The following is a 12,655-nucleotide window of genomic DNA, read 5'->3' on the forward strand; positions in this document are numbered from 1 at the left end:
GGCAGGGGCAGGGGCAGGGGCCGGTGCAGGCTCGACGGCGGGCGCGGCAGCCTGAGCCGCCGCGGCCGACGCGGCAGCCGCAGCCGTCGCCGCCTGCTCGGCCGCGGCGGCCGCCGCCGTCCGGCGCGCCGCCTCGGCCTTCAGCAGGGCCTCTTCCGCCCGCCGCTGCTTCTCCAGCCGCCGCTCCTCGGCCTCGGCCCGCAGCCGGGCCTCCTCCTCGGCGCGCCGGCGCTCCTCCGCCGCCTTGCGGGCGGCCTCCGCCTCGGCCTTGATGCGGGCCTCTTCGGCCTCGCGGGCCTTGCGGGCCTCTTCCTCGGCGCGCAGCCGCGCCTCTTCCGCCTGGCGCGCGGCCTCTTCCTCGGCCTTGCGCCGGGCCTCCTCCTCGGCGAGGCGCCGGGCCTCCGCCTGGGCGGCCACCTCGGCCTCGGAGAGCGGGAGCATCCGGTCCAGGCGGTGCCGTACGACGGTGGTCACCGAATCCGGGTCCTGGCCCGCGTCCACCACCAGATAGCGCCCCGGGTCCGACGCGGCCAGCGTCAGGAACCCGGACCGCACCCGCTGGTGGAACTCCGCCGGCTCCGACTCCAGCCGGTCCGGAGCCTCCGTGAACCGCTCCCGCGCCGCCTCCGGCGATACGTCGAGCAGCACGGTCAGGTTCGGGACCAGCCCGTCGGTGGCCCAGCGCGAGATCCGGGCGATCTCGGTCGGGGAGAGGTCGCGGCCGGCGCCCTGGTAGGCCACCGAGGAGTCGATGTAGCGGTCCGAGACGACCACCGCGCCGCGCTCCAGGGCCGGGCGCACCACGGTGTCCACGTGTTCCGCCCGGTCGGCGGCGTACAGCAGCGCCTCGGCGCGGTTCGACAGCCCGGCCGAGGAGACGTCCAGCAGGATCGAGCGGAGCCGCTTTCCGACCGGGGTGGCTCCCGGCTCGCGGGTCACGACGACCTCGTGGCCCTTGCCGCGTATCCAGTCGGCCAGGGCCTCCACCTGGGTGGACTTGCCGGCTCCGTCCCCGCCCTCCAGGGCGATGAAGAACCCGGTGGCGGACGGCGCCTGCAGCGGCTCCCCGCCACGCAGCGCCTCGCGCAGGTCGCGGCGCAGAGGTACGCCACTACGGTCGTCGGCCTTGGTGAGGACCACGACGGCGACGGGCAGCAGGAGGGCGCCCACCAGCATCAGGGTGAAGGCCGCGCCGCCGTGCGCGAGGACGATCTCCCCGCCGCCGAGCCGGTGCGGGCCGATGAGCGCAGCCAGCACCGGGGCGGCGACCGCACCGAGGGCCAGGGCCACCCGTACGACCGCCTGGAGGTGCTCGGTGACCCGGGCCCGGCGGAACTCCTCGGTCTCCTGGTCCAGCAGGGTGTGGCCGGTGTTGGCCGCGACGCCCGCGGCGGTGCCGGCGAGCAGCGACAGGAAGAGCACGGTCGCCGTGTCCGGGACCAGCCCGGTCAGGAGCAGCGCCAGTCCGGCCACCGCTATGGCGAGGGCCAGCAGGCGGCGCCGGGACAGGGCGGGCAGCACCTTGCCGGCCTGGGTGGCGCGGATGCCGGCGGTGGTGCCGCCGACCAGGGCGAGGACGGCCAGGGCGAAGGAGGCCGGGCCGCCGCCGAGGTCGAAGGCGTGCAGTGCGGACACGGCGACGGCGCAGGACACCGCTCCGGCGACCGCGGCGCAGGCCAGGACCAGGAGGGGGATGGCGCCCGTGCGGCCCTTGTCGGGACGGTCGCCCGCCTTGGGGGCGCGCAGGCCCTCCAGCGGGGAACGGGGGCGCGGGGTCTTCACGCCGGGCAGGACGAGCGGGAGCAGCAGCGAGACGGACGCCGCGAAGAGGCCGGAGGCCACGTACGAGCCGAGGGCGGCCTGGTTCTCGGCGAACCAGTCGACGCCGAGGCCGAGGGCCCGGCCGATCAGGGTGGCGGCGAGCAGCGCGGCCGCGGCGACGGGGAGCGCCGCGAAGGCCGTACGCAGGGTCAGCCGGCGCAGCGCGTCGAGGTGGTCCGGCAGCGGCCGTACGGTCGCCCCCTCCGGCGGCGGCGCGGGCAGCAGGGCGGGTGCGGCGCTCTCCTTGGCCAAGGTCCACAGCCGCTCGGCGGCGCCGGCGACGAAGACGGTGGCCAGCAGGGCGGTGAGCGCGTGGGCCGGAATCCAGTCGAGCCACAGCGGGGCGACGACGAAGAGGCCGAGGCGGATCCCGTCGGCGCCGATCATAGTCCAGCGGCGGTCCAGCTTGCCGCCGGGGCTGAGGAGCCCGGCCAGCGGGCCCAGCAGGACCGCGCCGAAGAAGAGGGTGGCGAGGATCCGGACCCCGAATACGGCGGCGACGGCGAGGGCCGCGCCGCGGTAGCCGCCGCCGAAGGCGCCGTCCGAGACCGCGGCCTGATAGGCCAGCAGCACCAGCACCAGCAGGGCGAGGGCATCGCCGATTCCGCTCACCAGCTGGGCGCTCCACAGCCGGCGCAGCCTGGGGGTGCGCAGCAGTGCGCGCACCGCACGCTCGCGGGAATCCGCGGCTAGGGCTTCGTCGTAGGTGGGGTTCGCCGGGGCGGTCACGACCGTTGGCTGCTCGGCTCGCGTCATCCGCCCAGCCTATCCGCTGCGCTTGGCGGCTGCGGAGGCCTGTGGACAACGTCCGCTGTGACCCCGCCCCCATCCTCCCGGGGCTCCGCCCCGGCCCAGCCCCCGGACCCCGGCACGGCCCGACGGCGTCGGGTAGGTCGGGCACCGGCTGCGCCGGGCCCCCGGGCTCCGCCCCACCCGCGCCTCAAACGCCGGCGGGGCTGGAATTGGCCCGCGCCAGCCGCGACGTCTCGCAGGGCGGGCAGCGGGCACCGGCCGCGCCAGGCCCCCAGGCTCCGCCCCAGACCCCGCGCCACAAACAGCGGCGGGGCTGGAATTGGCCCGCGCCAGCCGCGACGTCTCGCAGGGCGGGCGCCGCCTGCGCCGGGCCCCCGGGGCTCCGCCCCAGACCCCACGCCTCAAACGCCGGCGGGGCTGGATGTGCCCGGCCTAAGCCTGCAAGTGCGCGCAGCGCAAGGGCAGCCCGTCGGCTCTTGACGGCGCAGCCCAGGCCTCGGGCTGCGGCAGGAAAGCCGCAGGCCCCCGTGCCGGCGCACAGGGGCCTGGGTAGGCATCCGCGGAGGCTAGTCCTCCGTCGGGGCCGCGGCCGTCTTCTTGGCCGGGGCCTTCTTCGCCACCGTCTTCTTCGCCGTCGTCTTCTTGGCCGTCGTCTTCTTGGCCGCCGTCGCCGTCGTCTTCTTCGCGGCAGCGGTCGCCTTCTTCGCCGGGGCCTTCTTGGCCGGGGCCTTCTTGGCCGTCTTCTTCGCCGGGCTCTTCGCCCGCTTCTCCGCGAGCAGCTCGTAGCCCCGCTCCGGCGTGATCGTCTCGACGTCGTCGTCCCGCCGCAGCGTCGCGTTCGTCTCGCCGTCCGTCACGTACGGGCCGAAGCGGCCGTCCTTCACGACCACCGGCTTCTCGCTGACCGGGTCCGTGCCCAGCTCCTTCAGCGGCGGCTTGGCCGCCGCCCGGCCCCGCTGCTTCGGCTGCGCGTAGATCGCGAGCGCCTCGTCCAGCGTGATCGAGAAGAGCTGGTCCTCGGTCTCCAGCGACCGCGAGTCCGTGCCCTTCTTCAGGTACGGGCCGTAGCGGCCGTTCTGGGCCGTGATCTCCACGCCCTCCGCGTCCACGCCCACGACACGGGGAAGGGACATGAGCCGAAGGGCGTCGTCCAGCGTCACCGTGTCCAGGCTCATCGACTTGAACAGCGAGGCCGTCCGCGGCTTGACCGCGTTCTTGCCCGTCTTCGGCGTGCCCTCGGGAAGGATCTCCGTCACGTACGGCCCGTAGCGGCCGTCCTTCGCGACGATCTCGTTCCCGCTGACCGGGTCCTTGCCCAGCTCGAACTCGCCGCTCGGCTTCGCGAACAGCTCCTCCGCGTACTCGACCGTCAGCTCGTCCGGAGCCATGTCGTCCGGTACGTCGGCCCGCTGGTGGCCCTCCGCGTCCTTCTCGCCCCGCTCCACGTACGGCCCGTAGCGGCCGACCCGCAGCACGATGCCCTCGCCGACCGGGAAGGAGGAGATCTCCCGGGCATCGATCGCGCCCAGGTCCGTGACCAGCTCCTTCAAGCCGCCGAGCGCGTCACCGTCGGCCGGCACGACCTCGGTCGCGTCCTCCGAGCCGAAGTAGAACCGCTTCAGCCACGGCACGGACTGGGCCTCGCCCCGCGCGATGCGGTCGAGGTCGTCCTCCATCCTCGCGGTGAAGTCGTAGTCGACGAGCCGCCCGAAGTGCGTCTCCAGCAGGTTCACCACGGCGAAGGACAGGAAGGACGGCACGAGCGCCGTGCCCTTCTTGAAGACGTATCCGCGGTCGAGGATCGTGCCGATGATCGACGCGTACGTCGACGGGCGGCCGATCTCCCGCTCCTCCAGCTCCTTGACCAGCGAGGCCTCGGTGTAGCGGGCCGGCGGCTTGGTCGAGTGGCCGTCGGCCGTGAGCTCCTCGGCGGCGAGCGCGTCGCCCTGCGCGACCTGCGGGAGGCGCTTCTCGCGGTCGTCGAGCTCGGCGTTCGGGTCGTCCGCGCCCTCGACGTAGGCCTTCATGAAGCCGTGGAAGGTGATCGTCTTGCCGGAGGCCGTGAACTCGGTGTCACGGCCGTCCGACGCCCGGCCGCCGATCTTGACGGTGACCGAGTTGCCGACCGCGTCCTTCATCTGGGAGGCGACGGTCCGCTTCCAGATGAGCTCGTACAGGCGGAACTGGTCGCCGGTCAGACCCGTCTCGGCCGGAGTGCGGAAACGATCACCCGAAGGACGAATCGCCTCGTGCGCCTCCTGCGCGTTCTTGACCTTGCCGGCGTAGACGCGCGGCTTCTCCGGCAGGTAGTCGGCCCCGTAGAGCTGCGTGACCTGCGCCCGCGCCGCCGACACCGCGGTGTCCGACAGCGTCGTTGAGTCCGTACGCATATAGGTGATGAAGCCGTTCTCATACAGCTTCTGCGCCACCTGCATCGTCGCCTTCGCACCGAAGCCCAGCTTGCGCGAGGCCTCCTGCTGGAGCGTCGTCGTGCGGAACGGGGCGTACGGGGAGCGGCGGTACGGCTTGGACTCGACCGAGCGGACGGCGAACGAGGTCTCCGCCAGCGCGGCGGCCAGCGCCCGGGCGTTCGCCTCGTCGAGGTGCAGGACCTCGCTCTTGAGCTGCCCGGTCGAGCCGAAGTCGCGGCCCTGCGCGACGCGCTTGCCGTCGACCGTGTTCAGGCGGGCGACCAGGGACGACGGGTCCGACGCGTCGCCGGTCCGCCCGGTGGCGAAGGTTCCGGTCAGGTCCCAGTACTCGGCGGAGCGGAAAGCGATGCGCTCGCGCTCCCGCTCGACGACGAGGCGGGTGGCCACGGACTGGACACGGCCGGCCGACAGGCGCGGCATGACCTTCTTCCACAGGACCGGCGAGACCTCGTAGCCGTAGAGGCGGTCGAGGATACGGCGGGTCTCCTGCGCGTCGACCATGCGCTGGTTCAGCTCGCGCGGGTTGGCGACGGCATCGCGGATCGCGTCCTTGGTGATCTCGTGGAAGACCATCCGGTGGACGGGGACCTTGGGCTTGAGGACTTCCTGGAGGTGCCACGCGATGGCTTCGCCCTCGCGGTCCTCATCGGTGGCGAGGAAGAGTTCGTCGGACTCGGCCAGCAGCTCCTTGAGCTTCCTGACCTGCGCCTTCTTGTCGGCATTCACGACATAGATCGGCTGGAAGTCATGCTCGACGTCCACGCCGAGACGGCGGACCTCGCCTGTGTACTTGTCGGGAACCTCGGCGGCCCCGTTCGGGAGGTCGCGGATGTGCCCGACGCTCGCCTCGACGACGTATCCCGGGCCGAGGTAGCCCTTGATCGTCTTCGCCTTGGCAGGGGACTCGACGATGACGAGTCGGCGGCCGCCCTTTGCGGTCTCGCTAGTCGGGGACAACTTGGCTCTTCTCTCCGGTTGGCACTCGGTCGCGGTACGGCGACGCTGCGGAGTGTGACGGTACAACCCGCCCCCGTGTCAAACGGCACAAGCCCGCAACGGCCACTCGAACGGTAACCCGACAAGTGCCGTTTCTGCCGCCCGGATGCCGCGCCGGACCCTTGACGATCACTGGGCCGAGTGTCCGGGGGGCCGTCTGGCCCCGCCCCGGCACCCGGTCCCGCACCGACTTTCAGGTGCACTTTCAGGACCGCTTCCGCAGCCCCTTTCACGTCGGCTTTCGCGGCCGGATCCATGCCGGTCACGGCCCCGCGTCAGAGGCGCGCGAGGCACCACGCGCGGAGGGCCGGCGACGCCGCGCCGGCGAGCAGGGCCAGCCGTACGGCCACGACGGGGCGCACGCCCTCAGCCACCGGCGCGCGGTGCAGGGCGCGCGCCCCCGTCCAGACCAACAGAGCGGCCCCGAACAGCAGAAACACGGTCGCCGCGAAGATCCCCGGCCCGTCTTCCATGCCGCTCCCCTTACCCCTGGGCCGCCCTCGGGATCCCCCCCGGTTCCCGCTGCGCATGACCCTGACAGCCCTGGGGATACAGGAGGCGAACTCCGGGTTACATCCCGGTTCCGGCTAGTGCCGGGGGCCCGCCACCGGCTCCAGGAAGCCCTGCTCGACCAGCGTCCGGATGGCCTCCGGCGTCCGATCCCTCAACAGGACCGGATCCTCCTGCACCAGCTGCGCGATCGCGTCCAGGATCCGGCCCGCGGTCAGTGAGCCGTCACACACTCCGGCGAAGCCCGCCCCGACCGTGTCGACCTTCGTCGCGCGCCGCATCCCGCGGTTCTGCCGGAGCACCACGTGCTCCGGGTCCTCCGCGCCGGGCGCGCCGACCTGCTCCTGGACCACTTCCGCGGTGAGGGCGAAATACCCCTCCAGCAGGGCCGCGTCATCGTGTTCCCGCAGGTAGTCCTGCCGGGCGAAGTGGGCCAGTACGGTCTCGCCCAGCGGCTGCTCCACCGAGTGCGGCCACTCCTCGATCACGATCGAGGGCTCGGCCGCGTCCGACCGGCGCAGGGTGATCCAGCCGAAGCCGACGGACTTGGTCTTGCGCGCCTCGAACTCGTCCAGCCAGTCCTCGTAGCGCCGCGCGTACTCGGCCGGGTCGGTGCGGTGGTCACCGGCGTCGCGCAGCCACAGCTCCGCGTACTGCGTCACGTCCTGTACGTCACGCTGCACGATCCAGGCATCGCAGCCGCGCGGCACCCAGGAGCGGAGCCGGTCGTGCCAGTCCTCGCCCTCCACGTGCTGCCAGTTGCCGAGGAACTGCGCGTACCCGCCCGGATTCAGCCGCGCGCCGGCCTCCTGGACCAGGGCCCGGCACAGGTCGTCGCCGCCCATCCCGCCGTCCCGGTACGTCAGCCGGGCGCCGGGGGAGATGACGAAGGGCGGGTTGGACACGATCAGGTCGTACGTCTCCTCGCCGACCGGCTCGAAGAGCGACCCGGCGAGCAGCTCGGCCTCCGGGGCGCCGGACAGCGCCAGCGTCAGACGGGTGAACTCCAGGGCGCGGGGGTTGACGTCGGTGGCCGTGACCCGGGTGGCGTGCTGGGCGGCGTGCAGCGCCTGGATGCCCGATCCGGTGCCGACGTCGAGGGCCGAGCCGACCGGGATGCGCACGGTGATTCCGGCCAGGGTGGTGGAGGCGCCGCCGACGCCGAGGACCACGGCTGTGCCTGGCTGACGCCCCCGGCTGCCGATCCCGCCGGCCCCGCCGACGGAGCAGCCGAGGTCGGAGACGATGAACCAGTCCTCGCCGTCGGGGCCGCCGTACGGGCGCACGTCGACGGTGGCGTGCACCTCGTCGCCCTCGCGGCGCAGCCAGCCGTCGGCCAAGGCCGCGTCGACGGGCAGGGCGGCCTCGGCGTGCACGTGCGGTACGGGCTGCTGGAGCAGGAACAGCCGGACCAGGCAGGCGAGCGGGCCGTCGCCGCGCGTGGCGCGCAGGGCGGGGACCGTCTCGCTCCGGGCCAGTGCGGCGTAGGCGGGGGCGCCGAGCAGTTCGAGCAGCCCGTCGGCGGTGAAGCCGTTGGCGAGGAACGCGGCGCGGAGCTCGGCGGCGTGGTCGGACGAGGGAAGGCTGGTGGTACTCACCCGACCATTGTGTCCGCTGGGACGCGTCTTGCCGATCAGCCGGGCCCTCGCGCGTGGGGCGGCGCGGGCCGACTCGGGCCGGAAACTGCGACAGGGCGGCCGCGGCCCCTTTCCGGGACCCCGGCCGCCCTGGTGGCGTCGGTGCGCCGCCCTTGTTCGGGCGAGTGCCTGGCGACTGCCTGGTGATTACCTGGGCGACTACCCGGGTGCCTACTTGGGCGTCGGCGAGGGCGCCGTGACCTGGCAGCCCTTCTGGCTGTTCATCGCCCTGTCCAGACCGCCCGCGTTGAGCTGGGCGAGCGCGTCCTTGCCGCCCTTCGTCGCGTCGTTCAGGCCGCCCGCCACCTCCTTGAGGCCCTCGGCGAACTTCGTCTGGTCCTTGGGGTCCAGACCGTCCATCTTGGTCTTCAGGTCGGCGTAGCCCTTGGATGTGTCCTGGAAGCCCTTGACCGCCGCGTCCAAGGTGGTCTGGCCGTTCTTGACCGGCGGAACTCCCGCCCCCTGCAGGGCCGTCCCCATCGCCTTGTACGACTCGGACATCGTCCCGAACGCCGCCGAGTCGGTCTTCTGGACCTCTTCGGGCTTGCTGCTCTCCGTCGCCACGCGCTTGATCTCGGCGTTGGCCGCCTCGATCTTCTTCAGCTCGGGCTGCCACTGGTCGCAGACCTTCTTGGCCCAGTCGTCGGCCTTCTTGTCGCTGTCGTCCCCGCCGCAACCGGACAGGACGAGCATCAGTACCGCACCGCCCGACAATGCGGCCGCAAGCTTCTTGTTCACCGGATTGGTCCCTTCGAAGGCTCTCGGCCCGGAAGATACACGGCTGCCCTCCGGCGGCGCACAAAGGCGGACAGACGACGCGTCAGTCCGCGCCGCCTGTCCGCCGTTCGGGCGTACGGCCGGCCCTGCCCCGGCTCTGCCCGGTACTGATGCCGTGCCTGGGGTCAGGAGACCGTCGCGGGGTCGGTCTGCTGGGCCACCCGCTCGGCGGTTCCGCCCTCGCCCTCTCCCTCGTCGCCGACGGCGATGCCGCGGCGCTTGGAGACGTACACCGCGCCGACGATGACGACGATCGCCAGGACCGCCACGATCGCCCGTACGGTCGCGCTGGTGTCCGCGCCGTAGCTGAACTGCACGACGGCCGGGGCGATCAGCAGTGCCACCAGGTTCATGACCTTCAGCAGCGGGTTGATCGCCGGACCGGCGGTGTCCTTGAAGGGGTCGCCGACCGTGTCTCCGATGACGACCGCGGCGTGGGCCTCGCTGCCCTTGCCGCCGTGGTGGCCGTCCTCGACGAGCTTCTTCGCGTTGTCCCACGCGCCACCGGAGTTGGCGAGGAAGACCGCCATCAGCGTGCCCGTGCCGATGGCCCCGGCGAGGAAGGAGCCGAGCGCGCCCACACCGAGGGAGAAGCCCACGGCGATCGGGGTGAGAACGGCGAGCAGGCCGGGCGTGGCGAGCTCGCGCAGCGCGTCCTTGGTGCAGATGTCCACGACGCGCCCGTACTCGGGCTTCTCGGTGTAGTCCATGATCCCGGGGTGCTCGCGGAACTGGCGGCGCACCTCGTAGACCACGGCGCCCGCAGAGCGGGAGACCGCGTTGATGGCGAGGCCGGAGAACAGGAACACGACGGCCGCGCCCAGGATCAGCCCGACGAGGTTGTTGGGCTGGGCGATGTCCAGGCTGAGGTTCATCTCCCCGGCCTTGGCACCGACGTCCTTGACCGCGGTGGCGATCGCGTCGTTGTACGAGCCGAAGAGCGCGGCCGCGGCGAGCACGGCCGTGGCGATGGCGATTCCCTTGGTGATGGCCTTGGTGGTGTTGCCCACGGCGTCCAGGTCGGTCAGCACCTGGGCGCCCGCGCCCTGCACGTCGCCGGACATCTCGGCGATGCCCTGGGCGTTGTCCGAGACGGGCCCGAAGGTGTCCATGGCGACGATGACGCCGACGGTGGTGAGCAGGCCGGTGCCGGCCAGGGCCACCGCGAAGAGCGCGAGCATGATCGACGTGCCGCCGAGCAGGAACGCCCCGTAGACGCCGAGGCCGATGAGCAGCGCCGTGTAGACGGCGGACTCGAGGCCGACGGAGATGCCGGCGAGGACGACGGTGGCCGCGCCGGTCAGGGAGGACTTGCCGATGTCCCGGACGGGACGGCGGTTGGTCTCGGTGAAGTAGCCGGTCAGCTGCTGGATCAGCGCGGCGAGCACGATGCCGATCGCGACGGCGATGACGGCCAGGACGCGCGGGTCGCCGGTGTGGTTGGTGATCGCGGCGTTCTCGACGCCGACGAGCTCCTTGTAGGTGGCCGGCAGGTAGGCGTAGACGGCGATCGCGACCAGCACCAGGGAGATCGCGGCGGAGATGAAGAACCCGCGGTTGATGGCGGTCATGCCGCTGCGGTCGCTGCGGCGCGGGGAGACCGCGAAGATGCCGATCATCGCGGTGATGACGCCGATGGCGGGCACGATCAGCGGGAAGGCGAGGCCGAGGTCGCCGAAGGCGGCCTTGCCGAGGATGAGCGCGGCCACCAGGGTGACGGCGTACGACTCGAAGAGGTCGGCCGCCATTCCGGCGCAGTCTCCGACGTTGTCGCCCACGTTGTCGGCGATGGTCGCGGCATTGCGCGGGTCGTCCTCCGGAATGCCCTGCTCGACCTTGCCGACCAGGTCGGCGCCGACGTCGGCGGCCTTGGTGAAGATGCCGCCGCCCACGCGCATGAACATCGCGATCAGCGCTGCGCCGAGACCGAAGCCCTCCAGGACCTTGGGGGCGTCGGCGGCGTAGACCAGGACGACGCAGGAGGCGCCGAGCAGGCCGAGGCCGACGGTGAACATGCCGACCACGCCGCCCGTGCGGAAGGCGATCCGCATCGCCTTGTGGGCGACCTCGGTCAGGTCCTTGGCGGGCTCGCCCTCGGCGGGGGTGGCCTCGCGTGCGGCGGCGGCGACGCGGACGTTGGCGCGGACCGCGAGACGCATGCCGATGTAGCCGGTGGCCGCCGAGAAGAGGGCGCCCACGAGGAAGAAGGCGGAACGTCCCGCCCGCTGCGACCAGGTGTCGGCGGGGAGCAGGAAGAGCAGGAAGAAGACCACGACGGCGAAGACGCCGAGGGTGCGCAGCTGCCGGCCGAGGTAGGCGTTGGCGCCTTCCTGGACGGCTGCGGCGATCTTCTTCATGCTGTCGGTTCCCTCGTCGGCGGCGAGGACCTGGCGGACCAGGATCTGCGCGACGACGAGGGCGGCCAGTGCCACGGCCGCGATGACGATCACGATAAGGCGATTGTCATCGGTGAGTACTGCGGCTGCCAGATCAGTGGGGGCATCCGGCGCGATAGGGGTGAAGAGCCCCGTCATTCGTCCTCCTTGACGTCATGAGCTCAAGATGTGGACGGATTGTAGGGAGCGCGCTGCGATCAAAACAGTGGGCAGGAAACGCAATTGGCGTGCTCTTGCTCCTCAGCAATAGATCGCGTCACTCCATTACCCCCGAAAGTGCTAATGGGTCAAAGGCATTGACGGCACATCAATGATCTAGGAAATGCGTTCAGGCATGAAAAAGGCCCTGCTCAGCAGGGCCCTGACAAAGATCGGAAGATACGACGTAATGCGGAGGCGGTGGATCGCGGTGGATCTACGGCACCTCGGAGCTCCCCGACACGGGCCAGCTCATCCGGATGGTCCCGCCCGATTCCCCACTGGTCACCTCGACGTCGTCGACGAGCCCGCTGATCACGGCGAGGCCCATCTCGTCCTCGCCCTCGACGTCTGGGTCCAGGACGGCGTCGATGCCTGACACGGCGTCGCCCGGGCCGCCACCCGGTCCGGGGACCTCGTCGCCGACCTCGATGGAGAACAGCTTCTCCTCCTCGGTCAGCACGACCCGGACGGGCGCGGTCAGCCCGTTGCTGCGGTGGAGCCCGACGGCGCGCGAGCAGGCCTCGCCCACGGCGAGGCGGACCTCGTCGAGGACGGCTTCCTCCACACCCGCCCGACGCGCCACGGCGGCCGCGACCAGGCGGGCCGTCCGGACGTGTTCGGGCTGGGCGCTGAAGCGGAGTTCAACGGTGGCCATGCGCGTCCCCCTCGGACTACGGGCGTGCCTTGACAGGGGCCCGGGCCAACCGTGGCCCGGTACCCCCGTTCTCCTCGTCGGCTCCCTGCTGAGGGAGCCGTCAGTCGGTGGCGTTGACGGCGTCTTCCACACTGGTGTGGATCGGGAACACCTTGGTCAGACCGGTGATGCGGAAGATCTTCAGGATGCGCTCCTGATTGCACACCAGACGCAGCGAACCCTCGTGCGCGCGGACGCGCTTGAGGCCACCCACGAGCACACCAAGCCCGGTGGAGTCGAGGAAGTCCACTCGCTCCATGTCGACAACCAGGTGGTAGCTGCCGTCGTTCACCAACTCGACCAACTGCTCACGCAGCTTGGGCGCGGTATACACATCAATCTCGCCACCGACCTCCACGACCGTACGGTCGCCGACAGTGCGAGTCGACAGGGACAGGTCCACGGATCCTCCAGCACCTTGCTATCGAGCGGCGCCCC

8 protein-coding genes are annotated in these 12,655 nt (G+C 71.8%); all 8 read right to left on the reverse strand.

The window, feature by feature from the left end; all coding sequences use genetic code 11:
- Positions 1-2,577, reverse strand: a 2,577-nt coding sequence (gene tmk / locus J7E94_RS10180) for a dTMP kinase (RefSeq protein WP_215014233.1), incomplete at its 3' end; no start/stop codon positions are given.
- 563 nt (positions 2,578-3,140) lie between these two features.
- Positions 3,141-5,963 (reverse strand): type I DNA topoisomerase, encoded by a 2,823-nt coding sequence (gene topA / locus J7E94_RS10185; RefSeq protein WP_215014235.1) that lies wholly within the window; start codon positions 5,961-5,963, stop codon positions 3,141-3,143.
- Between the two features lie 314 nt (positions 5,964-6,277).
- Complete coding sequence (locus J7E94_RS10190) at positions 6,278-6,475, reverse strand: hypothetical protein (protein WP_215014237.1); 198 nt, start codon at positions 6,473-6,475, stop codon at positions 6,278-6,280.
- 114 nt (positions 6,476-6,589) lie between these two features.
- On the reverse strand, positions 6,590-8,110 hold the full coding sequence (locus J7E94_RS10195) for a methyltransferase (RefSeq protein ID WP_215014239.1): 1,521 nt from the start codon (positions 8,108-8,110) through the stop codon (positions 6,590-6,592).
- Positions 8,111-8,320: 210 nt separating this feature from the next.
- Complete coding sequence (locus J7E94_RS10200; protein WP_215014240.1) at positions 8,321-8,887, reverse strand: small secreted protein; 567 nt, start codon at positions 8,885-8,887, stop codon at positions 8,321-8,323.
- Between the two features lie 164 nt (positions 8,888-9,051).
- On the reverse strand, positions 9,052-11,460 hold the full coding sequence (locus tag J7E94_RS10205) for a sodium-translocating pyrophosphatase (RefSeq protein WP_215014241.1): 2,409 nt from the start codon (positions 11,458-11,460) through the stop codon (positions 9,052-9,054).
- A gap of 277 nt (positions 11,461-11,737) precedes the next feature.
- A complete protein-coding gene (locus tag J7E94_RS10210) occupies positions 11,738-12,178 on the reverse strand; it encodes an ATP-binding protein (RefSeq protein ID WP_215014242.1) in 441 nt (146 codons plus the stop codon).
- A gap of 100 nt (positions 12,179-12,278) precedes the next feature.
- On the reverse strand, positions 12,279-12,620 hold the full coding sequence (gene bldG, locus J7E94_RS10215) for an anti-sigma factor antagonist BldG (protein WP_069920854.1): 342 nt from the start codon (positions 12,618-12,620) through the stop codon (positions 12,279-12,281).
- Positions 12,621-12,655: the final 35 nt, after the last annotated feature.

Source organism: Streptomyces sp. ISL-94 (assembly GCF_018614075.1).
GTDB lineage: Bacteria > Actinomycetota > Actinomycetes > Streptomycetales > Streptomycetaceae > Streptomyces.